Annotated in this window: 24 protein-coding genes and 1 pseudogene; 12 read left to right on the top strand and 13 right to left on the bottom strand. The window is 70.6% G+C overall.

Going from position 1 to position 23,177, the window contains the following annotated elements:
* Positions 1 to 14 precede the first annotated feature (14 nt).
* The 4 genes from MTP10_RS09385 to MTP10_RS09370 all read right to left on the bottom strand — a co-directional run bounded on the left by MTP10_RS09385 (position 15) and on the right by MTP10_RS09370 (position 4,022).
* On the bottom strand, positions 15 to 1,046 hold the full coding sequence (locus MTP10_RS09385) for a sugar ABC transporter substrate-binding protein (protein WP_310708662.1): 1,032 nt from the start codon (positions 1,044 to 1,046) through the stop codon (positions 15 to 17).
* Between the two features lie 89 nt (positions 1,047 to 1,135).
* Positions 1,136 to 1,870, bottom strand: coding sequence for an SDR family oxidoreductase (locus MTP10_RS09380; RefSeq protein ID WP_310708661.1), 735 nt, complete (start codon positions 1,868 to 1,870; stop codon positions 1,136 to 1,138).
* Positions 1,867 to 3,180 (bottom strand): L-fuconate dehydratase, encoded by a 1,314-nt coding sequence (locus MTP10_RS09375; protein ID WP_310708660.1) that lies wholly within the window; start codon positions 3,178 to 3,180, stop codon positions 1,867 to 1,869. The genes MTP10_RS09380 and MTP10_RS09375 overlap by 4 nt, the downstream gene beginning before the upstream one ends.
* Positions 3,177 to 4,022, bottom strand: a complete 846-nt coding sequence (locus tag MTP10_RS09370) for a fumarylacetoacetate hydrolase family protein (RefSeq protein ID WP_310708659.1) — start codon at positions 4,020 to 4,022, stop codon at positions 3,177 to 3,179. The genes MTP10_RS09375 and MTP10_RS09370 overlap by 4 nt, the downstream gene beginning before the upstream one ends.
* 498 nt (positions 4,023 to 4,520) lie before the next feature.
* On the opposite strand from MTP10_RS09370, the gene MTP10_RS09365 reads away from it, so the two are divergent.
* Entirely contained in the window at positions 4,521 to 5,705 is a 1,185-nt protein-coding gene (locus tag MTP10_RS09365) for a cytochrome P450 (protein WP_310708658.1), read from the top strand.
* A gap of 162 nt (positions 5,706 to 5,867) precedes the next feature.
* On the opposite strand, the gene MTP10_RS09360 is transcribed toward MTP10_RS09365, so the two are convergent.
* The 4 genes from MTP10_RS09360 to MTP10_RS09345 form a co-directional block, all read right to left on the bottom strand.
* Positions 5,868 to 6,674: a DUF559 domain-containing protein gene (locus MTP10_RS09360; RefSeq protein WP_310708657.1), complete on the bottom strand. Its 807-nt coding sequence runs from the start codon at positions 6,672 to 6,674 to the stop codon at positions 5,868 to 5,870.
* A gap of 317 nt (positions 6,675 to 6,991) precedes the next feature.
* Positions 6,992 to 7,825: an SRPBCC family protein gene (locus tag MTP10_RS09355; RefSeq protein ID WP_310708656.1), complete on the bottom strand. Its 834-nt coding sequence runs from the start codon at positions 7,823 to 7,825 to the stop codon at positions 6,992 to 6,994.
* On the bottom strand, positions 7,818 to 8,384 hold the full coding sequence (locus MTP10_RS09350) for a helix-turn-helix domain-containing protein (RefSeq protein ID WP_310708655.1): 567 nt from the start codon (positions 8,382 to 8,384) through the stop codon (positions 7,818 to 7,820). The genes MTP10_RS09355 and MTP10_RS09350 overlap by 8 nt, the downstream gene beginning before the upstream one ends.
* 76 nt (positions 8,385 to 8,460) lie before the next feature.
* Entirely contained in the window at positions 8,461 to 9,483 is a 1,023-nt protein-coding gene (locus tag MTP10_RS09345; protein ID WP_310708654.1) for a GDP-mannose 4,6-dehydratase, read from the bottom strand.
* 256 nt (positions 9,484 to 9,739) lie between these two features.
* Between MTP10_RS09345 and MTP10_RS09340 the strand changes: the two genes are divergently transcribed.
* From MTP10_RS09340 to MTP10_RS09325, 4 genes are all read left to right on the top strand, one after another.
* On the top strand, positions 9,740 to 10,975 hold the full coding sequence (locus MTP10_RS09340) for a glycosyltransferase family 4 protein (RefSeq protein ID WP_310708653.1): 1,236 nt from the start codon (positions 9,740 to 9,742) through the stop codon (positions 10,973 to 10,975).
* 59 nt (positions 10,976 to 11,034) lie between these two features.
* A complete protein-coding gene (locus MTP10_RS09335; RefSeq protein WP_310708652.1) occupies positions 11,035 to 11,751 on the top strand; it encodes a methyltransferase domain-containing protein in 717 nt (238 codons plus the stop codon).
* Positions 11,748 to 12,788: a prenyltransferase gene (locus tag MTP10_RS09330; protein ID WP_310708651.1), complete on the top strand. Its 1,041-nt coding sequence runs from the start codon at positions 11,748 to 11,750 to the stop codon at positions 12,786 to 12,788. Before MTP10_RS09335 ends, MTP10_RS09330 begins: the two co-directional genes overlap by 4 nt.
* 157 nt (positions 12,789 to 12,945) lie before the next feature.
* Positions 12,946 to 13,926 (top strand): DUF1702 family protein, encoded by a 981-nt coding sequence (locus tag MTP10_RS09325; RefSeq protein ID WP_310708650.1) that lies wholly within the window; start codon positions 12,946 to 12,948, stop codon positions 13,924 to 13,926.
* A 37-nt stretch (positions 13,927 to 13,963) separates the two neighbouring features.
* On the opposite strand, the gene MTP10_RS09320 is transcribed toward MTP10_RS09325, so the two are convergent.
* Positions 13,964 to 14,599, bottom strand: coding sequence for a class I SAM-dependent methyltransferase (locus MTP10_RS09320; RefSeq protein WP_397334437.1), 636 nt, complete (start codon positions 14,597 to 14,599; stop codon positions 13,964 to 13,966).
* 91 nt (positions 14,600 to 14,690) lie between these two features.
* Between MTP10_RS09320 and MTP10_RS09315 the strand changes: the two genes are divergently transcribed.
* From MTP10_RS09315 to MTP10_RS09305, 3 genes are read left to right on the top strand one after another with little or no spacing between them, the layout of a single operon-like run.
* On the top strand, positions 14,691 to 15,146 hold the full coding sequence (locus MTP10_RS09315; protein WP_310708649.1) for a pyridoxamine 5'-phosphate oxidase family protein: 456 nt from the start codon (positions 14,691 to 14,693) through the stop codon (positions 15,144 to 15,146).
* Positions 15,143 to 15,334 carry a ferredoxin gene (locus MTP10_RS09310; protein WP_310708648.1) on the top strand — a complete coding sequence of 64 codons (192 nt, stop codon included), beginning with the start codon at positions 15,143 to 15,145 and terminating at the stop codon, positions 15,332 to 15,334. Before MTP10_RS09315 ends, MTP10_RS09310 begins: the two co-directional genes overlap by 4 nt.
* A 36-nt stretch (positions 15,335 to 15,370) precedes the next feature.
* Entirely contained in the window at positions 15,371 to 16,456 is a 1,086-nt protein-coding gene (locus tag MTP10_RS09305; protein ID WP_310708647.1) for a Zn-dependent alcohol dehydrogenase, read from the top strand.
* 147 nt (positions 16,457 to 16,603) lie between these two features.
* Here the strand turns inward: MTP10_RS09305 and MTP10_RS09300 are convergent, their stop codons facing one another.
* Complete coding sequence (locus MTP10_RS09300) at positions 16,604 to 17,089, bottom strand: carboxymuconolactone decarboxylase family protein (RefSeq protein WP_310708646.1); 486 nt, start codon at positions 17,087 to 17,089, stop codon at positions 16,604 to 16,606.
* Positions 17,090 to 17,491: 402 nt separating this feature from the next.
* Between MTP10_RS09300 and MTP10_RS09295 the strand changes: the two genes are divergently transcribed.
* Entirely contained in the window at positions 17,492 to 19,027 is a 1,536-nt protein-coding gene (locus tag MTP10_RS09295) for an AAA family ATPase (protein WP_310708645.1), read from the top strand.
* A gap of 429 nt (positions 19,028 to 19,456) precedes the next feature.
* On the top strand, positions 19,457 to 19,912 hold the full coding sequence (locus MTP10_RS09290) for a hypothetical protein (RefSeq protein WP_310708644.1): 456 nt from the start codon (positions 19,457 to 19,459) through the stop codon (positions 19,910 to 19,912).
* 29 nt (positions 19,913 to 19,941) lie between these two features.
* Here the strand turns inward: MTP10_RS09290 and MTP10_RS41920 are convergent.
* Positions 19,942 to 20,019: pseudogene (locus MTP10_RS41920) on the bottom strand (hypothetical protein); the annotation flags it as partial.
* 33 nt (positions 20,020 to 20,052) lie between these two features.
* Positions 20,053 to 21,192: an NAD(P)/FAD-dependent oxidoreductase gene (locus MTP10_RS09285; protein WP_310708643.1), complete on the bottom strand. Its 1,140-nt coding sequence runs from the start codon at positions 21,190 to 21,192 to the stop codon at positions 20,053 to 20,055.
* Positions 21,193 to 21,293: 101 nt separating this feature from the next.
* Between MTP10_RS09285 and MTP10_RS09280 the strand changes: the two genes are divergently transcribed.
* Positions 21,294 to 21,968, top strand: coding sequence for a TetR/AcrR family transcriptional regulator (locus MTP10_RS09280; protein WP_310708642.1), 675 nt, complete (start codon positions 21,294 to 21,296; stop codon positions 21,966 to 21,968).
* 72 nt (positions 21,969 to 22,040) lie between these two features.
* Here the strand turns inward: MTP10_RS09280 and MTP10_RS09275 are convergent, their stop codons facing one another.
* Entirely contained in the window at positions 22,041 to 22,577 is a 537-nt protein-coding gene (locus MTP10_RS09275) for a DUF3592 domain-containing protein (RefSeq protein ID WP_310708641.1), read from the bottom strand.
* A gap of 203 nt (positions 22,578 to 22,780) precedes the next feature.
* On the opposite strand from MTP10_RS09275, the gene MTP10_RS09270 reads away from it, so the two are divergent.
* Entirely contained in the window at positions 22,781 to 23,176 is a 396-nt protein-coding gene (locus MTP10_RS09270; protein ID WP_310708640.1) for a nuclear transport factor 2 family protein, read from the top strand.
* Position 23,177: the final 1 nt, after the last annotated feature.

Raw genomic sequence — 23,177 nt, 5'->3', positions numbered from 1 at the left:
AACGTGATATTTCATCACTTGACCTGATTGCCCCAGAGGTTCTTGTCATCCACGTTGTCCTTCGTCACCAGCGGGGCCGGAAGCTGGTCCTCCAGGCCGTTGGGAAGCTGGATGATCGAGCTGTCGTGGTCCGTCGCGCCCGGCTTGAAGGTCTTCCCCTCGGTCGCCGCCTTCGCGTAGAACATCGCGTACTTCGCGTACAGGTCGGCCGGCTGCGAGACCGTGGCGTCGATCTCACCCTTGCGGATCGCCTCCAGCTCCTCCGGGATGCCGTCGTTGGAGATCACGAAGACGTGCTTGGGATCGCTCGGCGGGACGAGCAGACCCTTCTGCTTGAGCACCTGGAGCGTCGGGGCCAGGTGGACGCCGCCGGCGTGCATGTAGACCCCCTTGATGTCCGGGTTCTGCTCCAGGCGGGTCTGCAGCATGGACGCGGCCTTGCTGCCCTCCCACTCCGTCGGCTCCTCGAACACCGTGATGCCGGGGAACTTCGTCTTCATGCACTCGCGGAACGCCTCGGCCCGGTCACGGCCGTTGATCGAGCTGAGCGAGCCCATGAGCTGGACGACCTTGCCCTTGCCGCCCAGCTTCTCGCCGAGGAACTCGCAGGCCTTGGTCCCGTACGCCCGGTTGTCGGCGCGGACCACCATGTAGACCTTGCCCTTGTCGGGGCGGGTGTCCACCGAGACGACCGGGATCTTCTTGTTCTCCAGCGTCTGCAGGGTGGTGGCGATCGCGCCGGTGTCCTGGGGGGCCATGACGATCGCCTTGGCGCCCTGGCCGACCAGCGCCTGGACGTTGCTGACGAGCTTGGCCACGTCGTTCTGCGAGTTGGTGGGCTGCATCAGCTCCACCTTCTGCTCGGCGGCCATCTGCGGGACGTACTTGATATAGGAGTTCCAGAAGTCGGAGTCGGCGCGCGGGTAGTCGACGCCGACCTTCCCACCGCCCGCCGCGCCGCTACCGGTGGTGGACGTAGTACTGGAGCCGCACGCGGCGACGACCGCCATGAGGGCCGCGCCGGCGACGACCGGGCCGAGCTTCATCGTGGAGAGCCACCTTCCTCGGGCTGGGCCGGTCCCCCCACTGGGGCCGGCCCTGGATTGCTGTCTTCAGTTCGAGGGCCTGCGGGCCCTCAGGTGGCGGGGCGCAGCCGCAGCCCCTGCATGCCTCCGTCGACCGCGAGCGCCGTGCCCGTGGTCGAGCTCGACTCCGGGCTCGCCAGGTACGCGATCGCGGCGGCGACCTCCTCGGCGGTGACCAGGCGGCCCATCGGCTGCCTGGCGTTCAGTGCCAGGCGTTCCGCCTCCGGGTCGTCGGCCACGTCGAGCAGCCGGCCCACCCACGGGGTGTCGGCGGTGCCGGGGTTCACGCAGTTGACGCGGATGCCCTCACGGACGTGGTCGGCGGCCATCGCCAGGGTCAGCGACAGCACCGCCCCCTTGGTGGCGCTGTAGAGGGCGCGGTTCGGCAGGCCGGCGGTGGCGGCGATGGAGCAGGTGTTGACGATCGCCGCGTGCTCCGACCTGCGCAGGTACGGCAGCGCCGCCCGGCTCACCCGGACCATGCCGAGCACGTTGACGTCGAAGACCCGCTGCCACTCGCTGTCGGGGTTGTCCGCGACCGTCCCCTGGGCGCCGATGCCCGCGTTGTTGACGACCACGTCGATGCCGCCGAGCCGCTCGGCCGCCTCGGCGACGGCCGCGCGCACCTCCGCGTCGTCCGTGACGTCCGCCTTGACACCGACGAACGGGTCGCCCGGGGGGTTGAGGTCGAGGCACGCCACCTTCATGCCGCGCTCGGCCAGCAGGGTCGCGGTGGCCAGGCCGATGCCGGACCCGCCGCCTGTCACGATCGCTCTGAGAGTCATGCGTCCTTCCAGACCTCGCCGTCGGGGAAACTGTGGGCCGCGATCGACTCGGGGCGCATCTCCGCGCTGAAGCCCGGCGCGGAGGGCGCGCGGTACCTTCCGTTGTCGATCACGACCGGGTCGATGAAGTGCTCGTGCAGATGGTCGACGTACTCGATCACCCGATCGTCCATGGAGCCGCTGACCGCCGCGTAGTCGAACATCGACAGGTGCTGCACCAGCTCGCACAGCCCCACCCCGCCCGCGTGCGGGCAGACCGGGACGCCGAAGCGGGCCGCGAGCAGCAGGATGGCGATGTTCTCGTTGACGCCGCCGACCCGCGCCGCGTCGATCTGCAGGTACGAGATGGCGCCGGCCTGGAGGAGCTGCTTGAACACGATGCGGTTCTGCACGTGCTCACCCGTGGCGACGGGGATGGGCCTGATGCCCTCGGCGATGGCGGCGTGGCCCAGCACGTCGTCGGGGCTGGTCGGCTCCTCCACCCAGTGGGGGTCGAACTCGCCGAGCGCCTTCACCCAGGCGATGGCGGAGGCGACGTCCCAGCGCTGGTTGGCGTCGATCGCGATCGGGTAGTCCGGCCCGCACACCTCCCGGGCCACCCGGAAGCGGCGCACGTCGTCGGCCAGATCGGCGCCCACCTTGAGCTTGATCTGCCGGAAGCCCTGGTCGAGCGCCTCCTTGCAGAGCCGCCGCAGCTTGTCGTCGTCGTAGCCGAGCCAGCCGGGCGAGGTGGTGTACGCGGGGAAGCCGTCGCGCCGGAGCGTCTCGATGCGCTCACGCTTGCCGTCCTCGGCCCGCCTGAGGATCTCCAGGGCCTGCTCCGGCGTCAGCGCGTCGCTGAGATAGCGGAAGTCGACCAGGTCGACGATCTCCTCGGGGGTCATCTCGGCCAGCAGCAGCCAGACCGGCTTGCCCGCGCGCTTGGCCTTGAGGTCCCACAGGGCGTTGACCACGGCGGAGATCGCCATGTGCATGACGCCCTTCTCGGGGCCCAGCCAGCGCAGCTGCGAGTCGTTGACCATCTCCTTGTAGAGCGCGCCGAGGTCCTCGGCGTCCCTGCCGATCACGTACGGCCTCAGCGCGGTGATCGCGGTGGTCTGCACGTCGTTGCCGCGCCCGATCGTGAACGCGAACCCGTGGCCGGAGAAGCCGTCGTCGGTCCTGAGCACGACGTAGGCGGCGGAGTAGTCGGGGTCGGGGTTCATCGCGTCGGAGCCGTCCAGCTCGCGCGAGGTGGGGAAGCGGATGTCGTGGGTCTCCATCTCCACGATCCGGTACGGCCGCGCCGCCTTTCCGACGTCCCCCGTCATGCCTGCCCCACCGTCTGCCGCTGCCGGCCCAGGCCCTCGATCTCCAGCTCCATCACGTCACCGGCCCGCAGGTACGGCTGGCCGGGCATGCCCATGGCGACGCCGGCCGGGGTGCCGGTGTTGATCACATCACCGGGTTCGAGCACCATGAACCGGCTCAGGTAGCGCACGATCTCGGCCACGTCGAAGATCATGTTCTTGGTGTCGCCGTCCTGGCGGAGCTCGTCGTTCACCCACAGCCGCATCGCCAGGCTCTGCGGATCGGGGATCTCGTCGGCGGTCACCAGCCACGGCCCGAGGGGGTTGAACGTCTCGCACGACTTGCCCTTGTCCCACTGGCCGCCACGCTCAAGCTGGAACTCCCTCTCGGAGACGTCGTTGGCCACCGCGTACCCGGCGACGACGTCGAGCGCCTCCTCGCGGCTGTCCAGGTAGCGGGCCCGCTTGCCGATGACGACCGCGAGCTCCACCTCCCAGTCGGTCTTCACGCTGCCGCGCGGCACCAGCACCTCGTCATACGGCCCCACCATGGTGTTGGACGCCTTCATGAACACGACGGGCTCGGCCGGCACGTCGGCGCCGGACTCGGCGGCGTGGTCGCTGTAGTTGAGGCCGATGCAAACGATCTTCCCCGGACGCGCGATCGGCGGCCCCACCCGCAGCCCCTCGCCGACGACGGCGGGCAGCTCGTCGCGCTCCAGCGCCTCGCGGACGCGGGCCACTCCCCCCGAAGCGAGGAAAGCACCGTCGATATCGGGCTCTCCGATGTCACGCAGGTTGCCGGCGTCGTCCATCACCACCGGCCGCTCCTGCCCGACAGGTCCTACTCGCAGCAGCTTCACACCGCATCCTTCGTCCATACATCGGATGTCTATAGCTCTGATGCTGCTGGGCGTGGTGGGGGCATGTCAAGCCTTCCTGGAGCGATACATCGGATCCGTGACATGAAATATGCCGACGTAGCACCTGAAGTCCCCCTGGACGGGATCGAAGCACCCCAAAAGACCACCCGACCGGGCCGCAGAGACATCGGAGGAGGGCGAGCCCCAGGCCCGGCCGGTACGGCACATCCGTGTGGCCCGATCATCGGATGGCTTCTCCGATCAGTCCTCACCCGGAGGAGTCCCCGGGAGGGCCCGCGCCTTGTCGCCCCTCGCCACGGCGCTCCCGGCCGCCGAGCGGACAAATCACGACAGCCAAACACCCGATGTCTCATACCCGCCAGGGGAAGCCGTGAAGCGCGGGTGGCCATGCGGGAGCAGGTGCGCTTGACTGGAGAGCACACCGTAATAGAACACGTTCCAGATAGCTGGGAACCGTCCCCCTAGAGGTGAGTCACCGTGCGGATCGACCTCGTCGACCAGGACCTGTACGCGCAATTCGGACCACCCCTCGACCAGCTCCGCTGGCTGCGCGAGAACGAACCGGTCTACCGCCACGAAGGCGACCCGGCGTTCTGGGCGGTCACGCGCTACGACGACGTCGTGCAGGTGTCGCGGCGCTCCGACGTGTTCTCCTCGGAGCGCAGGCTCGCGCTGTTCGACGAGATGCCGGAGGAGCAGCGGGCGTTCCAGCGGATGATGATGCTCAACCAGGACCCTCCGGAGCACACGCGGCGGCGCTCGCTGGTCAACCGGGGCTTCACCCCGCGCACGATCGGCGCCCTGGAGCAGCACATCCGGGAGATCTGCGACGACCTGCTCGACAACTGCTCGGGTGAGGTGGACTTCGTCACCGAGGTCGCCGCCCCGCTGCCGCTGTACGTCATCTGCGAGCTGCTCGGCGCGCCCGTGTCCGACCGGGACAAGCTCTTCTCCTGGTCCAACCGCATGATCGGCGCCCAGGACCCGGACTACGCGGACGCGCCCGGCGAGGGCGGCGACGCGGCCATGGAGCTCTACGCGTACGCCAACCAGCTCGCCGCCCAGCGCCGGGAGAACCCGCGCGACGACATCGTCACCAGGCTCATCCAGTCCGACGAGCACGGCCAGACCCTCGACGAGAACGAGTTCGACCTGTTCGTGCTGCTGCTGGTCGTGGCGGGCAACGAGACCACCCGCAACGCCGCCTCGGGCGGGATGGTGGCCCTGTTCGACCACCCGGAGCAGTGGGAGCGCCTCGTCGCGGACCCGTCGCTGGCGCGCACGGCCGCCGACGAGATCGTCCGATGGGTCTCGCCGGTCAACCTGTTCCGCCGCACGGCCACGCGGGACGTGACGCTCGGCGACAAGCAGATCAAGGAGAACGACAAGGTCGTCGTGTTCTACTCCTCGGCCAACCGGGACGCCTCCGCCTTCTCCGACCCGGAGGTCTTCGACATCGGCCGCGACCCGAACCCGCACATCGGCTTCGGCGGCGGCGGCGCCCACTTCTGCCTGGGCAACCACCTGGCCAAGCTGGAGCTCAGGGTCCTGTTCGAGCAGCTGGCCCGCCGCTACCCGCGCCTGCGCCGCACGGGCGAGGCCCGGCGGCTGCGCTCGTTCTTCATCAACGGCATCAAGGAGCTCCCCGTCTCGGTCGGCTGAGCACCAAGATCGTCCTTCACGGGGCGGGCGGCGGGCCGGCTACCTAGCCTGGCCGGCATGACCGCCTCCCCCGCCCCGCCCACCACCGCGAGAGCCAGCAGGCACAGACGGCCTGCCGATGATGAACGGCCGAGTAAACGGGTGCCGAGGAGCGAGGCATGGTCAGCGGTGGCGGTGGGTGTGGCGGGCGGCGCGGATGCGGGAGAGGATGCGGGTGGTCTGGCGTGGTGTGGGGCGCCAGCCGCATTCGATGAGGGCGTTGGCGACGTGCTCCAGCAACGCCGCCGTCTGGCCGGGGATCGCGTCCTTGCGCACCGGGATGACGCGCCACCCGTGCCGACGCAGCTCCGCGCGGCGGGTGTCGTCGCGATGCTGGTCGGCCGTGGAGGTGTGGTGCTCCTGGCCGTCGTACTCGACCGCCAGCCGGTACGGTCTCCAGCCGAGGTCGAGGTAGGCGTGGCGGTCGCCGGCCAGGGTGACGCGGATCTGGGTGGCGGGGCGGGGCAGGCCGCCGTCCACGAGGATGACGCGCAGCCAGCTCTCCCGGGGTGAGCCAGCGCCCCGATCGGCCAGGGCGAGCGTGTCGCGCACCTGCCACGAGGGGGCGCGACGCCACAGCTCCTCCAGGTCCACCCCGCGCCGGGCGAACTGGTCGAGGGCGGCCACCGCCTCCAGGCGCGGCAGCCAGCGGGCGCAGTCGAGCGCCGTGCGGCCGGGGGTGGTGACGCGCACCCCCTTGTGCTCGGTCACCTCCTCCGTCCGCAGCAGGCAGACGTGGGTCACGCAGCCGGGGAGCGCCAGGTGACCGGGGGCGGCCAGCTCGACCGGCCAGTCGGCGTCGGCCGTCCCCGGGCTGAGCACGCGCAGGCCCCACACGTGCGCGGCGGTCTGACGGCAGACGACGGCCTGCGGCACCGCCCGGGTGACGCTCCGCGCCCGGTCGAGCAGCGTGGCCCGACGACGAGGCACGGATTCCGAGGGCACAGGCACCGAGGACCCGGATGCCGGGGGTACGGGCACCGAGGACGCGGATGCCGGGGGTACGGGCCTCGGGGACACGCACTCCGGGGGGACGGGCGCCAACGGCACGGGGACCGTGGCCCGTGAGGGAGGGGGCGGTTTCACCAGCTCAGGATGGCGGGGGCCAAGGCCGCCCCCACGCGCCGAACGGGGTTCTGTGGACGACGCGGGCCCGTCCACAGAAGCGGGCCGTCCAGAGGCCGGGCCAGGAGGCGGCAACGCGCGCCCGCCCGGCCCCCGGCGAGGAGCTCAGAAGGCAGGGGCTCCTACTCGACCCAGATGGGCCGCCAGTCCGGGATCTCGTGGAAGCGGCGCAGCTCCGACAGCCCCGCCAGGATGCCGCCCCAGGCCCCGTACGGCGGGCGCTCGCCCTCGAAGCCGCTCTGCACCAGCGTCAGCCGCGTCCGCCCACCGGAGCCCTCCAGCTCCCACGTGCCGACGCCGGTGGGGCCCCAGTCCACGGAGAGCCGCCGCCCCGGCTCCAGTTCGAGGATCTTGGCGGGCTGAGGGTTGTCGAACCCGCCCATGGCGTAGCGCCCGCCCACGTACGGCTCGATCGCGATGGGGAACCCGAACCAGCGCGTCACCTTCTCCGAATCGACCAGCGAGTCGAACACCGCCTCCGGCGCCGCGTCGATGACCACGCCGGCGCTCATGTCCCGCGTGGTGAAGTCGATCTTCGGGGTCAGCTCGCGGCCCTCCAGGTGCTCGGCCAGGTTCGCCAGGGCCAGGCACCAGTACGTCTGCAGGACCCCGCGGATCCCGGTGTTGGCCATGGCCTCCTGGTGGTCGTAGTGGCTCTGCGTGATCGTCACGATCGTGGCGTCCGAGCCCTCTTCCTCGACCCCGAACTCGGTGGTCGTCTCGACGCCGTCGAGTGTCCAGGCGAAGCGGACCGTGCGGTCGTCGGCGTGCAGGAGCCGCTGGTGCGGCGCGTCGCCCTCGGGCGTGTGGCGGCCCCAGAAGGCGAAGGAGCCGTCCGGGCCGGCCTCCGCGTGCTCGGCCAGCCAGATCCGCATGGCGGCGGGGTCGGTCAGCGCGTTCCGGACCTCTTTGACAGGGGCCTGGACACGGGCGCGCAGGGTCATCGGGTCACTCATCGTGCTCCTCCTTCGGTTGCACCGGGTAGCAGGCGACGGCGAGCTTGAAGGCGTCTCCCTCGGCTCCGCCGTACCTCGTGAACAGCTCCTGCAGCGTGGTCTGCAGGTCGCTCAGGAACCGCTGACGGTCCTCCGGCCGTACGCGGATCTCCCCCGACACGCCGATCGACGGCAGCTCGGGAGCGGTGCGGTCGAGTGCCGCGACGTCGGCCTGGACCTCCTCCATGAGGTCCAGCAGGTAGCCGAGGCTCAGCTCGTCGCGCGCCCTGCGCAGCCCGATCCGGCCCACCAGGCGCGGCGACAGCCAGTACGCGCTGGCGCCGGCCCGGTAGATGCCCTCGCTGATGCCGCGCACCTTGCGCTCCGAGACCAGGTCGACGAGCCCCGCCTCGACGAGCCGTTTGACGTGGTAGTAGACGCGCTGCGGCGTCTGGCCGAGCCGCTCGGCGACCTCGGTGCAGGTCCGCGGCTCGGCGAGCTGCCGCAGCACCTCGACGCGCTGTGGCTTCAGCAGGGCCTCGGCCTGCTCGATCTCTTCCAGGTACAGGACGTCTCTCATCGCAAAAACAAACTTTTACGTAAAAAGCATTTTTGTCAATGGGGCGCGGCGAAGGAGCCCGCGAGCACGGGGAGGATCAGGGCCAGGAACTGTCCTGGTCGTGGTCGCCGCCCTCGGAGAGCAGGCGGATGTCCGACTCGACCATCATCGCGACCAGCTCGTCGAACGGCACGGTGGGCTCCCAGCCGAGTTGCACCCGCGCCTTCTTCGGGTCGGCGCAGAGCAGGTCCACCTCGGCGGGGCGGTGCAGGGCCTGGTCGGTGACGACGTACCGCTCCCAGTCGAGCCCGGCCGCGGCGAAGGCGGCCTCGGCCAGCTCCCTGACCGACTTCATGTGGCCGGTGCCGATCACGTAGTCCTCGGGCACGCCGGCCTGGAGCATGAGGTGCATGGCCCGCACGTAGTCGCCGGCGAACCCCCAGTCGCGCCGCGCCTCCAGGTTGCCCAGGCGCAGCTCGTCGGCCAGCCCGAGCTTGATGCGGGCCACCCCGAGCGAAACCTTGCGGGTGACGAACTCGGCGCCGCGCCGCGGCGACTCGTGGTTGAACAGGATCCCCGACACCGCGTACATGCCGTACGACTCGCGGTAGTTCTGGGTGAGGAAGTGCCCGTACGCCTTGGCCACCCCGTACGGCGAGCGCGGGTGGAAGGCGGTGCGCTCGTTCTGCGGCGTCTCGCTGACCTGGCCGAACATCTCCGACGACGACGCCTGGTAGAAGCGGATCTGGCCACCGGCCGTACCGCCGCGCGACACCCCGGAGCAGACCCTGATGGCCTCCAGCATGCGCAGCACGCCCATCCCGGTGACCTCGGCGGTCAGCTCGGCCTGCTCCCACGACATGGGCACGAACGAGATGGCGCCCAGGTTGTAGACCTCGTCGGGCTGAACGCGCTCCACGGCCGAGATGAGCGATCCCTGGTCGAGGAGGTCGCCGCGCACCACCTGGACGTCGGCGAGCAGCTTGCGCATCCGCGACACGCGCGGGTTGGCCTGGCCGCGGACCAGCCCCCAGACCTCGTAGCCCTCGCGGAGCAGGTGCTCCGCCAGATAGGAGCCGTCCTGGCCGGTGATGCCGGTGATCAAAGCGCGCCTGGCCAACGGGTCCTCCCCTATCACTACCGCGTCTGCTTGGGACGGGAATGTACAGCTAAGGCATTGTCACAGCATCAAGTGACCTAGAACACGTTCCACCGAATCCCGCTCGGGCATGCCAATGTCGCAGTTCGCACGCCATGCGGACGAGGTGAGGAACAATTCCAGGCGACCTACCGAATGGTAGCCTTTTCGGACTAAGGTCATCTTTCACGGTACACGCCGGACTCAGCGTGCCTACCGGCGGAGAAAGGGGTGTCCGTTGCGGATCGCGCTGCTGTCCTACCGCAGCAAGCCGACCTGTGGGGGGCAGGGCGTCTACCTGCGCCACCTGAGCCGCGAGCTGGTGGCGCTCGGGCACCACGTCGAGGTGTTCTCCGGACAGCCGTACCCGGAGCTGGACGAGGGCGTCGTCCTCAACGAGGTGCCGAGCCTGGACCTCTACCGCGACGAGGACCCGTTCAGAACCCCCAAGCTGCACGAGTACCGCGACTGGATCGACGCGCTCGAAGTCGGCACCATGTGGACGGCCGGCTTCCCCGAGCCGCTGACGTTCACCCTGCGCGCCCTCCGGGAGCTGAAGAAGCGCGTCGGCGACTTCGACGTCGTCCAGGACAACCAGACCCTCGGCTACGGCCTGCTGGGCATCCAGAAGCTGTTCCCCGTGGTCGGGACCATCCACCATCCGATCAGCGTGGACCGGCGCATCGAGCTGGAGGCCGCGCAGGGCTCCAAGCGGCTGTCGCTGCGCCGCTGGTACGGGTTCGTCAAGATGCAGGCCCGCGTCGCGCCCCGGCTGAGCCCCATTCTCACGGTCAGCGAGTCGTCGCTGGCCGACATCCACCGCGACTTCAACGTCCCCCAGGCCAACATGCGCCTGATCCCCCTCGGCGTCGACACCCGCTACTTCCACCCGCGCCCGGACAAGCCGCGGCGCAAGGGCTCGATCGTCGCCGTGGCCAGCGCCGACTCCCCCATGAAGGGCGTCGCCACGCTGCTGCGCGCCGTGGCCAAGCTCGCCACCGAGCGCGACGTCAACCTCACCGTCGTCAGCAAGCCCACGCCGGGCGGCCCCACCGAGCAGCTCGTCCAGGAGCTGTCGCTGCAGGAGCGCGTCCGCTTCGTCCACGGCATCTCCGACGACGAGCTGGGCGATCTGATCGCGACCTCCGAGATCTCGGTCGTCCCGTCCCTGTACGAGGGCTTCTCGCTGCCGGCCGTCGAGCACATGGCCTGCGCCACGCCGCTGGTCGCCAGCCGCACCGGGGCGCTGCCCGAGGTGGTCGGCGACGCGGCGATCCAGGTCGCGCCCGGCGACGCGGAGGAGCTGGCCGCGGTGCTGCGGCGGCTGCACGACTCCTCCGAGGAGCGCGAGCGGGTGGGCCGCGCCGGATACGAGCGGGTCATGGAGCGCTACACCTGGCACGTCGTGGCCAAGCGGACCGTCGAGGCGTACCACGAGGCCATCGCCGCCCACCGGGCCCGCCGTACCCGCTGACCGGCCCGCCCCCCAAGCCGTGCAGCCCCCTTCTAGCTGATCACAAGGAGACGGATCAAGTGCTGACCGTGGACTTCGCCCGGCTGCCCGTCGGGCCCGGCACACGCGTGCTCGACCTGGGGTGCGGCGGGGGCCGGCACGCCTTCGAGGTGCTGCGCCGAGGCGCGGACGTGGTCGCCTTCGACATGGACCAGGCCGAGCTGGACGGCGTGGCCGCCATGTTCGCGGCGATGGACAAGGCCGGCGAGGTGCCGCCGGAGGCGACCGGCGAGACCGTCCAGGGCACGGCGCTGGAGATGCCGTTCGAGGACGGGAGCTTCGACCGGGTCATCGCCGCCGAGGTGCTGGAGCACATCCCCGACGACATGGCCGCCATGCGGGAGATCTTCCGGGTGCTCAGGCCCGGCGGCACGGCCGCGATCACCGTTCCGAGCTTCCTGCCCGAGCGGATCTGCTGGGCGCTCGACGAGGACTACCACACCGCCCCCGGCGGTCACGTCCGCATCTACACGCTGGCCGAGCTGTCGGCCAAGCTCAAGTCCACCGGCTTCGTCATCGGCCCCCACCACCACGCCCACGGCCTGCACGCGCCGTACTGGTGGATCAAGTGCGCGGTCGGCGTCAACAACGCCGAGCACCCGCTGGCCAAGGCGTACCACGAGCTGCTGGTGTGGGACATCATGAAGCGCCCCGCCGCCACCCGCCTCGCCGAGGCCCTGCTCAACCCGCTCATCGGCAAGAGCGTGGTGCTCTACGTCAGGAAGCCCGCGGCGTGATCGGCCGCGAGGAGGTCGTCCGTACGGCCTTGAGCATCGCGGCGATTCAGCAGGACGACGGCGGCGTGCCGTGGCCCGAGGGGCACGTCGACGCCTGGAACCACGTCGAATGCCTCATGGCCATGACCGTCGCCGGGCTGGACGGGCCCGTGCGGCGCGGCTACGACTGGCTGGAACGGCACCAGCGCGAGGACGGCTCCTGGCCGATGAAGCTGGTCGACGGCGTCGCCGCCGAGCGGGGCGGCGAGACGAACCACGCGGCGTACGTGGCCGCCGGGCTGTGGCACCACCACCTGGTGACCGGCGACCAGCAGGTCACCGAGCGGCGCTGGCCGATGGTCAAGGCCGCCCTGGACTACGTCGCCGGGCTGCAGACCCCGCGCGGCGAGATCGTCTGGGAGCGCGACGCGCAGGGGCGGCCCTCGACGTACGCGCTGCTCACCGGCTGCTCGTCCATCCACCAGGCGCTGCGCTGCGGCGTGCTGCTGGCCGAGCACCTCGGCGACCCGCAGCCGCACTGGGAGCTGGCCGCCGACCGGCTCGCGCACGTGCTGTCGGCCCACCCGGAGGCATTCGCCGACAAGAGCCGCTTCTCGATGGACTGGTACTACCCGGTCCTCGGCGGGGCCGTGCGCGGGGCGCAGGCGGCGGAGCTGCTGGAGCGCGAGTGGGCCACGTTCGTGGTGCCCGGCCTGGGGATCCGGTGCGTGTCGGACCAGCCGTGGGTGACGGGGGCCGAGACGTGCGAGCTGACGCTGGCGCTGGACGCGCTGGGTCAGCGCGAGCGGGCGGAGCGGCTGTTCACCGACATCCAGCACCTGCGGCACGAGGACGGGTCGTACTGGACGGGCTGGCAGTTCGCCAACCGCAAGCACTTCCCGCACGAGCGGTCCGGGTACACGGCGGCCGCCGTGGTCCTGGCAGCCGACGCGCTGGAGGGGCTGTCGGGGGGCGCCGGGCTGTTCCGCGACGTGAGCGCGGCGCCCGTCCCGCCGTCGGACCCGGACCTGTGCGGCTGCACGCCGGCCCGCGCCTGATCTTGCCCTGTCCTGGCTCCGCAAGGGCTTTTGCGCTTTCTTTGCCGTAAAAGCCGGAGCGGCACCCTGGGCAGGCGCAAGCGGGTCACTAGCGTCGGGAGTGGCCGTACGAGGCGTCTTCGGGGGAAGCGTGGGCGACACGGGCACGACTGCTTTCTTGCATCATGACGGGATCGATCCGGCCTCTGCGCCCCAGGCCGGCGGCTGGCGCAGGCTGCTGGCCCGGGACGCCGACGAGGTGGTCGCCGGCCCCTGGGCCGCCGGACCCGCCCGGCGCGCCGTCGAGGAGGCCGAGAGCTCCTACGTCTCCGGCTTCAACGCCGCTCTGTCCCGTGATCCCGCCGCGTTCCAGGAGCTGCTCGACGGGCTGCCGCACGAGCGGTGGACGTTCGCCTGCGAGGGCGCGGGGGCGGCGAGCGCGGTGCTCGACCTGCTCACCCTGGCGCGGGGCCGGCGCCTGCGCGAGCTGCTGTCCGGACCGGCCGCGCGCCACCACCACGCCGTCCACCTCGGCGCCGGGCGCGGGTACGCGCTGCTGCGCCTGCCTCCGGTACGCGGGGCGCGCCGGGGGCATCCGCTGCTGCGCTGGCTGGCGGTCGACGGGTACGGATTCCAGCGGAGCCAGGAGTCGAACGCCCGCATGCTGGACGAGCGGGCCATGCCGGGGCTGCTGACGCGGGCCCGCTGCGCGACGTTCGACCAGGGGCTCGGCCGGCTGCTGTGGCACCACGAGCGGGCCTCGGCCGTGGCCGTGGCGGACCGGATCGCCGGGTTCCCCGTGGGGCGACGGGCCGACCTGTGGGCCGGGGCCGCCTTCGCCGCCACCCGCACGGGCGGCGCCACCGGTGAGGAGCTGGCGCTGCTGACCGAGCGGGCGGGGGCCGACGGGTACCGGTCCTGCCTGGCTCAGGGGTGCGCGTTCGCGTCGATGGCCGTGGTGCGGGAGGGGGCGCTGCTGGGACCGGCCATGCTGGCCGTGCCGATCCTGGCGGGCGCCGAGCCGGAGGAGGCGGCGTCCTGGGCGGACCGGTCGCTGCTGGCGCTCGGCCACGACGTCCGCACGCACGACGACTACCTCGCCTGGCAGGCGGAGACCCGCCGCGCCTGGTCCCGCCGCCACCACCTCGTCACCCGCTGACGCCCCGCCGCGATCCCGGCCCCGGCCCCGGCACGCCTCAGACGCCGGGGCGGACCCGTTCCAGCACCCGCAGCGATCCCCGTACCGCGACCTCCTCGAACGCCCCCGACTCCAGTGCCCGCAGGTACACCCGGTACGGCGCCTGCCCGCCGTCGGCCGGATCGGGATAGATGTCGTGGAAGACCAGCGCCCCGCCCTCCATGACGTGCGGCGCCCACCCCTCGTAGTCGCGCGTCACCGGCTCCTCGGAGTGGCCGCCGTCGATGAACAGCATGCCGAGCGGGGTACGCCACAGCGCGGCCACCCGCTCCGACCGGCCCACGACGGCGATGACCTCGTCCTCCAGCCCGGCCGCGGCGATCGTCGCCCGGAAGACCGGCAGCGAGTCCATCTTGCCGAACCTGGGGTCCACCAGCGTGGGGTCGTGGTGCTCCCAGCCGGGCTGGATCTCCTCCGAGCCGCGGTGATGGTCCACGGTGACGACCACGGTCCCGGCCTGCCGAGCCGCCGCGCCGAGGTAGACGGCGGACTTGCCGCAGTACGTACCGATCTCGCAGATGGGGCCCTGCTTGCCGTACCGCAGGGCCGTCTCGAACAGGGCGAGGCCCTCGTCCGGCGGCATGAAGCCCTTGGCGCGCTGGGCGGCGTCCAGCAGATCGGGCGGCATCATCATGAACCGCACCCTATTCGACATCCTCCTCCGAGACCGAACAACGTTCCGGAGACCTCTTGCCCGACATTCTGCAACCTGTTCTACTTGGCACGTGAATCAGCGCGCTCGCATCGCGATGTCCGGCGACGAGGCCGACGCGTTCCTCGCGTCCGCCCGCAAGCTGCAGCTCGCGACGATCAACCCGGACGGGACGCCGCACCTCGTCACCATGTTCTACGCGCTCGACGAGCGCGGGCGGATCGTCTTCTGGACCTACGCCAAGGCCCAGAAGACCCGCAACCTGGAGCGCGACCCGCGGGTGACCTGCCTGGTGGAGACCGGCGAGGACTACGGCGAGCTGCGCGGCGTCCTGCTGTACGGCAAGGCCGAGCGCGTGGACGAGCCCGGGCGCGTCCTCGACATCGGCCTGCGCGTGGCCCGCGCCATGACCCCGGGCGTTGCCGACGAGCACCTGCTGCCGTATGTCGAGCAGACCGGCCGCAAGCGGATCGGATTCGTCGTGGAGCGCACCAAGGTGGTCTCATGGGATCACAGGAGGCTCACGTGAAAGTCAAGGTCGACGAACTGGTCTGCGAGGCCAATGCCGTGTGCATGGGGCTCGCTCCCGAGGTGTTCGATGTGGACGACGACGACCAGCTCCACATCCTGCTCCCGGACCCGCCACCCGAGATGCACGACCGCGTACGCCACGCGGTCCGGTCCTGCCCGAAAGCCGCACTCTCCCTAGAGGAATAGCCGTCCCCACAGGACCGGCCCGGAGGAGGAACCCCCATGCGCGCCGCGCTTCTGCACGCCGTAGGCGATGACAAGCTCGACATCCGTGACGACGTCACGCTGGCTCCCGTCGGCCCCACCGAGGTACGGGTCCGGGTCAGGGCCACCGGCGTCTGCCACTCGGACCTGTCGGCCATGTCCGGCGTACTGCCGCAGCCCGTGCCGCTCGTCCCCGGGCACGAGGGCGCGGGCGAGGTGGTGGAGGTCGGCGATCACGTCACCTCCGTCCAGCCGGGCGACCACGTCATCATCAGCTGGCGCCCCGCCTGCCAGGAGTGCCGCCTGTGCGTGGGGGGCCAGCCGTACCTGTGCATGAAGTACACGGTGGAGGCGTTCAGCAAGGGCAACTTCCGCTTCGGCGGCGGCACCATGGCCTTCGGCATGGCCGGCTGCGGCACCTGGGCCGAGGAGGTCGTCATCCCCTGGCAGGGCGCGATCAAGATCGACGCGGACGTGCCGTGGGAGGCGGCGGCGCTCATCGGCTGCGGCATCACCACCGGCGTCGGCGCCGCCGTCAACACCGCCCGCGTCCGCCCCGGCTCCACGGTCGCGGTCGTGGGCTGCGGCGGCGTCGGCCTGTCGGTCATCCAGGGCGCCCGCCTCTCCGGGGCCAGGGTGATCCTCGCCGTCGACCCGTTGGAGTCCAAGCACGAGCTGGCCAGGAAGGTCGGCGCCACCCACGCCGTCACCCCGGACGGCGTCCAGGGCGCCCTCGCCGAGCTGACCGGCGGCCAGGGCTTCGACCACGCCTTCGAGGCGGTCGGCAAGGGCGCCACGATCCAGGCCACCTGGCAGCTCGCCCGCCAGGGCGGCGACGTGATCGTGGTGGGCGCGGGGGCGCTGGACGACATGGTGTCGATCTCCGCCTTCAGCCTGCTGTTCGAGGGCAAGAAGCTGCTGTCCAGCGTGTACGGCGAAGCGGACGTCCGGCACGACTTCCCGTACTTCGCCGACCTCTACAAGGCGGGCCGGCTCGATCTGGACTCCATGATCAGCGCCCGCATCCGCCTGGCGGACCTGAACGACGCGGTGGCGGCCCTGAAGGGCGGCGAGGTCCTCCGCCAGATCGTCATCCTGGACTGACCTGTTACGTCCCCTTGGCGGTCGACTCGCATCCGGACGCAGGTGGTCGCGGAGCGCGGCGAGTGGCCGGACACCGGCATGGGCATGGCGGTCGGAGCCCTGCCCCGGATCGAGCGGGCCGGGCCAGGGCCGGGAGCGGCCCGCCGGTCAGTCGGCCATGCCGGCGAACATGCCGGGCTCGTAGGAGCCCCCCGGGTTGCGCACGATCACGTTGAGCCGGTTGTTGGCGTTGATCATGGCGATCAGGGAGACCAGCGCGACGACCTGGTCGTCGTCGTAGTGCTCGCGTACCTGGGCCCAGGTCTGGTCGGACACGCCGTGGTGGGCGTCGGCGATGCGGGTGCCCTCCTCGGTGAGCGCCAGGGCGGCCCGTTCGGCCTCGGTGAACACGGTGGACTCGCGCCAGGCCGCGACCAGGTGGAGCCGGACCGCGGTCTCCCCGGCGGCCGTGGCGTCCTTGGTGTGGTAGTCGACGCAGAAACCGCAGCCGTTGATCTGGCTGGCGCGCAGCATCACCAGGTCCTGGGTGGCCTGGGGCAGCGGCGACTGCTGGATCGCCAGGGCGACGTTGTAGATGCGCTTGCTGATCTTGGCGCCGAGCTCGTTGGTCAACAGGTCGATACGGGGTTCCATGATCTGGTCCTCACTCGTGGTGCTGTGTGCCGCGCGGGTCGTTCGCACGGCGTCCTGACGAACATGGAGATGCCGGCGACCCGCCCCCTGTGACAGCCCGGCCATGTGACGTGCACCACCACGCGGCAGCGGCCTGGCCGCGGCAGGATCCGCCGGAGCGCTGCACGGACCACCTCCATGCCCGGGGAGTCGAGCACGCATTCGAGGAAGATCGGCGCTTACCCGGCCGCGAGCCGATCAGCGATCCGCAGGGCAGCGCCGCGAGCACGGCAGGGAATGGCACACCGGCATGGTTCCGGTTGACCGGACCGAGCGGCAGAGAGATAGCAGACTGTGACCATGCGGCCACCCCGAGCGAGATATTTCAACACCGCCGGCCCATGCGGCTCCCAGGATCACTACATGTTGCCCCCCACGCAGCGGCTCCCACAGGCGCGTGAGCTCATCGAGATGGACCGCTACTTCGTGCTGCACGCGCCCCGGCAGACCGGGAAGACGACCGCGCTGCGCACACTGGCGTCCGAGCTGACCGCCGAGGGCGACATCGCCGCCATGTTGTTCTCCTGCGAGCGTGCCAAGTCGGCCGGGGACGACTACGCCGCCGCGGAGTCGCTTCTGCTGGATTCCCTCCGCCAAGCCGCCAAGTGGTCGGGCTGGCCAGAGGAACTGCTGCCGCCGGATCCCTGGCCGCAGGTCACACCGGGCAGCCGATTCGGCGCAGCGCTGACCGAGTGGTGCCACCGCTGCCCGCGCCGGGTGGTGCTGTTCCTCGACGAGATCGACGCCCTGCAGGGCAACAGCATGGTCAGCATCCTCAGCCAACTCCGCGACGGTCACAACGCACGGCCGGGAGGCCAGCCGTTCCCCACATCCGTGGTGCTGTGCGGACTACGCGACCTGCGGGACTACAAAGTCGCCTCGGGCGGCGAACTCGGCCGGTCCAACCCGGCCAGCCCGTTCAACATCGTCACCGAGTCCCTACGCCTGGGCGACTTCACCGCCGACGAGATCGCCGAGCTGTACGACCAGCACACGCAGGCAACCGGCCAGGAGTTCATCAAGGACGCGGTGGACCGGGTCTTCGAGTTGACTCAAGGCCAACCGTTGCTGGTCAACGCCATCGCCTATGAGATCACCATTCAGATGAAAGTGACCAGTGCCATCACCGTCGGGCAGGTGGAAGATGCCAAGGAGCGGCTGATCCGGAAGCGCGCCACCCATCTGGACGCGCTTGTCGCCCGGCTGCGCGAGCCCCGAGTCAAGCGGGTGATCGAGCCCATCCTCGCCGGGGACTTCCCCGACGTCGACCTCACTTTCTCCGACGACCTGTCCTATGTCCGCGATCTGGGCCTGGTCAAGCAGAAACCCCCGCTGGAGGTGGCGAACCCGATCTACCGGGAGGTCATCCTGCGGGTCCTGGGCGACCCATCGGAACAGTACGTGATGGCTGATCCGCACAGCTTCGTCCTGCCGGACGGCCGTTTCGACCTGCCGCGCCTACTGCAGGAGTTCGTCGTGTTCTGGCGCGAGCACGGCGAGGTGCTCATCCGGCAGGAGGGCTACCACGAGGCCGCCTGTCAGATCATCCTCATGGCCTTCCTGCACCGACTGGTCAACGGCGGAGGCCAGCTCGACCGGGAGTACGCCGCCGGCACCAAACGCCTGGACGTACTGGTCCGCTGGCCCTACATCGGTCCCGAAGGCGAACGGCTCACGCAGCGCGAGGCCATGGAGCTGAAGGTCTGGCGAGCAGGCGAGAACGACCCGATGTCCGACGGCCTCGCGCAACTCGACCGGTGCCTGGACCGCCTCACCCTCACCACCGGCGCGCTGGTGATCTTCGACCGGCGGCCCGAGGCCCCGCCATGGAAGGCACGAGGCGCTTTCGAGCAGGCGACCACGCCGTCCGGCCGCCAAGTCACAATCTTGCGGGTGTGACGGTGCTTGTCTTCCGGCTCGCACGTGATTCGATCAGACCGCAGCGAGCGTTTGAAGCAGGCGGTCGACGACGGTGATATCCGCGCACGATGGAATGGCGCCGTAATCGAGAATTGAGAGTCAGGCCGTGGACAGCCTCGTAGCCCCGGTCGGCCGCGACCTTGATGAGACGCTGCTCGAGCTCCGTCAGAGTGCGCTTGGCGAAATCCACTGCAACCGTGCCACCGGAGGCGTCCTCTTCACCTTTTGATCTGCTGCCCTTCCCGAAACCGGGGCATTCCGGTCCCCACTCTCACATGGCCGTCACATGAACGGCAGATGAGGACCGGCCTGCGAGAATGAGCCCTTCCGTGGCGTCCCGGAACAGGGCTGTCCACGATTCCGCACCGGACTCCGAAACGTCTTCCGAACGACGGGAAGGATATATACGTGTTCAAGCACCTGGCTGTCGCGGCCATTCTCGCGGCGATCGCGGCCCTGCCGGCCACGACCGCGCGGGCCGAAACGCGGCCGCGGCCCGCGACCGGTCATTCACAAGAATTGATCGGCTATGAAAAGGCGGGCGGGTTCGCCGGAATTCAGCGCAGCATTTCGATAGACCGGCACGGCCGGGCGCGGGCCGCCTCCGCCGCGGCCACCGCCGCCTTCCAGCTCACCGCCGCGGAGTTCGGTCTGCTGCGGCGCAGGCTCGGCAACGTCTCCACGTGGGCCCCGTCCACGGACGGCTGCGACGTCGCGGATCACTTCACCTACACCCTGCGCTACCGGGGCCACCGCGCCGTCCGCTGCCACACGGTGCCGCGTGACTGGGAGCCCGCGGTCGCGCAGCTCGACCAGATCATCGACCGCCACCTCACGACGACCAGGTCCACAGCGCACGACTGATTCCGCTCCCGCCGCCACAGCGAGCCCGGCAGGGAGTGGGTGCATTCCGGGGTGACGAACACCAAGCCGTCGTAGGCGGCGACGGTTTCGGCCCACTGATGAGCGCGGGGATGGGTGGTACCGTCCCCCGCCCGAGCGGCCTATGCGCCGACCGGCCGACCGGCGAACATCCGGACCAGGCCGTGGGGCGCGTCCCCGCCGAAGCACAGGTCGAGACCGGCGAGGGACTCGGCGGCCTTCTCGGCGGAGCGCGGGAACAGTTCCTCCTCATAGGCCGCGAGGGCCCGCTCGACGTCGCCGGGGTGAGCGGCGATGGCGTCGCCGAGCTCGGCGCCGTCGAGCAGGGCCAGGTTGGCGCCCTCACCGGCGAACGGCGACATCAGATGTGCCGCGTCGCCCACCAGCGTCACGCCCGGGACCCGGTCCCAGCGGTGACCGATCGGCAGCGCGTGGATCTTCCGCGGGATCAGCGGGCCATCGGCGTCGGTCACCAGAGCCTTGAGGCTGTCGTCCCATCCGCTGAACCGCTCCAGCACCGCCTGCCTGGAGGCCCCGGCGTCGGCGAAGTCGATGGCGTCGAGCCAGTCCTCGGGTGCCTGGACGGCGGCGTAGACGTGCAGACTGCCGTCGGTCTCGCGGTGAGCGAGGAAGCCCTTGCCATCGCCGAGCGCGAAGCACATGCCGCCGCCGATCAGTGCCGCGGCCCGCGGGTGGCGGAGGTCGGCGTCCAGCAGGTCGAGCTCGACGAACGAGATGCCCGTGTACGCGGGCCGCGTGCCGGAGACCAAGGGGCGGATCCGCGACCAGGCGCCGTCCGCGCCGACGAGCAGATCGGTGGTGAACGAGCCGCCGTCGGCCAGGGTCACCTCATGCCGTCCGCCGCCCAGGGGATGGGCCGCGGCGACCATGGCGCCCCAGCGCACGGCGCTTTCGGGCAGCGAGTCCAGCAGCAGGTCGCGCAACCGGCCGCGGTCCACCTCGGGGCGGTCGCCGATGCCGCCGTCGCGCTCCTCCCAGTAGGCGACGGCGTGCCGGTCCAGGACGCGGACGGCCTCGCCGCCCGGATGGACGATCGTCGTGAACTCCTCGTGCAAGCCGGCCATGCGCAGGGCGACCTGGCCGTTCTCGGCGTGGATGTCCAGCATGCCGCCCTGTGTACGGGCATGGCGTGCGGGTTCGAGGTCGTAGACGACCGCCTCGATCCCGTTGAGGTGCAGGACGCGGGCGAGCGTCAAGCCGGACAGCCCGGCTCCGACGATCGCGATGGGGTGATGGGTCATGGTGATGCCTCCTTCCAAAGGCGCACCCCCACGCTAGCCGAACATGTTCGTAACGAACAAGTTCGTCGCGAACGCGATCGGGCCCTGGTACGTTGGCCTTCGTGACCGATCAGCCCCGCAGCCGTCGCGAGCGCCCCGCCAAACCCGCGCTCACCAGGAAGGGGATCATCGCGACCGCAGTGCGTCTGATGCACGCCGAGGGGCTGCCGCGGGTCACCATGCGCCGCCTGGCCCAGGAGCTCGACACCGGCCCGGCGTCCCTGTACGTGTACGTGGCCAACACCGCCGAACTTCACGCGGCGATACTCGACGAGCTCCTGGGCCAGGTCGATCTGGGCCCCGTCACCATCGCCGGGGACTGGCGTGAACGGATCGAGGCCGTACTGACCTCATATACGGACGTGCTGTACCGCCACCCCAGCCTGGCCCGCTCGGCCCTGGTGGCCCGCCCGTCCGGCCCGAACTACCTCAACCTGCTGGAGGCCCTGCTGGCGCTGCTCAGCGAGGGCGGCGTGCCTGACGGGCAGGCCGCCTGGGGCGTGGACGTGCTCCTGCTGATGGCCACCGCCTCCGCCGCGGAGCACGCCACCGAGGACCGGTCGATCGACGCCGCGGACGAGTGGAACGCGCTCACCCGGGCACTGCGCGACGCCTCACCGGCCGGGCGGCCGCACGTCGCCGCCCTGGCGTCGGAGCTGGTCTCGGGCACCCCCGAGGAACGCGCCAGGTGGGGCCTCCGCGTGCTGCTCAACGGCACGCTGCAGACGCCACGCTGACGGACGCGGGACGCCGGCCGCGCCGCGCCTTCGTGTCGCCCATGGGCGATCACCAGGGAGCCGCCATCGAGATCACTCGTCGTCCCAGAGGCCGGGAGGGCACTCCATGGGCTCGACGGAGCCGTCGGCGTTCTGGATCTCGCACTGGCCTCGGGAGTCACCGCCCCCGATGCCGTCACCGACGTCACCGACGCCGGTGAACCCGCCGGAGACACCGGCGAAGAAGGCCAGGCCGATGACGATCACGATGATCCCGGCGACCATTCCGGCGTAGCCGCCGGAGCTCTCCGCGGGCACGGCGCGGGTCGGGTCCTGCGGGTCGTAGAGCACGTCGGTCGCGTTGCCGACGCCGAGGTGGGAGGTGGTCCGCGCCTCGGTGGTGATCTCCTGCCCGTCCACGGTCGTGAAGGTCAGGACCGGCCGCCGTCTCGCCCTCAGGTGCTCCCCCTGCCCCGTGAACGTGGTCCGGACGTCGCTGACCACGCCCGGCACCCGCTGCGCCCGCTGGGCGAACTGTCTGCTGTCCACGTTCCCCTTGATCGAGACCAGCACGATCAGCACCCCGAACGCCACGAACAGCAGCGGGACGTAGGTGATCAGGTTTTCCAACGCGGGTCTCCTCGAGTCGGCTCCAACATTAGAACGCTCCTGGCGAGCAAGGGTTCCCGCTCCCCGGCCTCTCGTCCACCGATGCCCGCGGCCTTCCGGCCCACGAGCGGGCTCACCGGAGTGACGGGCACGAAAGGCTTGACCTTGACACTGAGGCCAGGGTTTACGCTCGGGCCCCCTGTCACCCGAGGAACGGACCACCCATGAGCGCAGACCGCCGATCCCTGCTCGACCACGACCAGCGCTTCTTCGAGGCGCTGACGGCCGCTGAGGTCAAGGTCCTGGACGACCTCCTCGCGGACGACTTCGTCCTGGTGAGCGTGGAGGACGGGGCCGCCGTGGGCCGGGACGTCCTTCTCGACGCCATCGCCACCGGCGCCGTACGGTTCCCGGCGATCGAGTCGTTCCCGGACGAGGCCATCGTCCGCCGCATCGGGGACGTCGGGATCGTCGTAGGGCGTACCGGCATGAACTTCACCCGTCCCGACGGTACGGCCTTCAGCGCCGGCAGCCGCTACACCCATGTCTACGTCGCCGTCTCCCCCGGCCTCTGGCGGCTCGTCTCCGCGCAGGGCACCGCCATCAAACCCCCGGCATAAT

The sequence above is a fragment of the Nonomuraea sp. 3-1Str genome (genome assembly GCF_031570565.1).
GTDB lineage: Bacteria > Actinomycetota > Actinomycetes > Streptosporangiales > Streptosporangiaceae > Nonomuraea.
Note: the sequence above shows the minus strand (reverse complement) of the source record. Positions and strands in the feature narration are given on the sequence as shown.

Bases quoted from the DNA above. Each gene is read 5' to 3' on its own strand.
- MTP10_RS09385 (WP_310708662.1), bottom strand. From the start codon at position 1,046: ATGAAGCTCGGCCCGGTCGTCGCCGGCGCGGCCCTCATGGCGGTCGTC.
- MTP10_RS09380 (WP_310708661.1), bottom strand. From the start codon at position 1,870: ATGACTCTCAGAGCGATCGTGACAGGCGGCGGGTCCGGCATCGGCCTG.
- MTP10_RS09375 (WP_310708660.1), bottom strand. From the start codon at position 3,180: ATGACGGGGGACGTCGGAAAGGCGGCGCGGCCGTACCGGATCGTGGAG.
- MTP10_RS09355 (WP_310708656.1), bottom strand. From the start codon at position 7,825: ATGAGTGACCCGATGACCCTGCGCGCCCGTGTCCAGGCCCCTGTCAAA.
- MTP10_RS09350 (WP_310708655.1), bottom strand. From the start codon at position 8,384: ATGAGAGACGTCCTGTACCTGGAAGAGATCGAGCAGGCCGAGGCCCTG.
- MTP10_RS09320 (WP_397334437.1), bottom strand. From the start codon at position 14,599: ATGATGATGCCGCCCGATCTGCTGGACGCCGCCCAGCGCGCCAAGGGC.
- MTP10_RS09305 (WP_310708647.1), top strand. From the start codon at position 15,371: ATGCGCGCCGCGCTTCTGCACGCCGTAGGCGATGACAAGCTCGACATC.
- MTP10_RS09300 (WP_310708646.1), bottom strand. From the start codon at position 17,089: ATGGAACCCCGTATCGACCTGTTGACCAACGAGCTCGGCGCCAAGATC.
- MTP10_RS09295 (WP_310708645.1), top strand. From the start codon at position 17,492: ATGTTGCCCCCCACGCAGCGGCTCCCACAGGCGCGTGAGCTCATCGAG.
- MTP10_RS09285 (WP_310708643.1), bottom strand. From the start codon at position 21,192: ATGACCCATCACCCCATCGCGATCGTCGGAGCCGGGCTGTCCGGCTTG.
- MTP10_RS09270 (WP_310708640.1), top strand. From the start codon at position 22,781: ATGAGCGCAGACCGCCGATCCCTGCTCGACCACGACCAGCGCTTCTTC.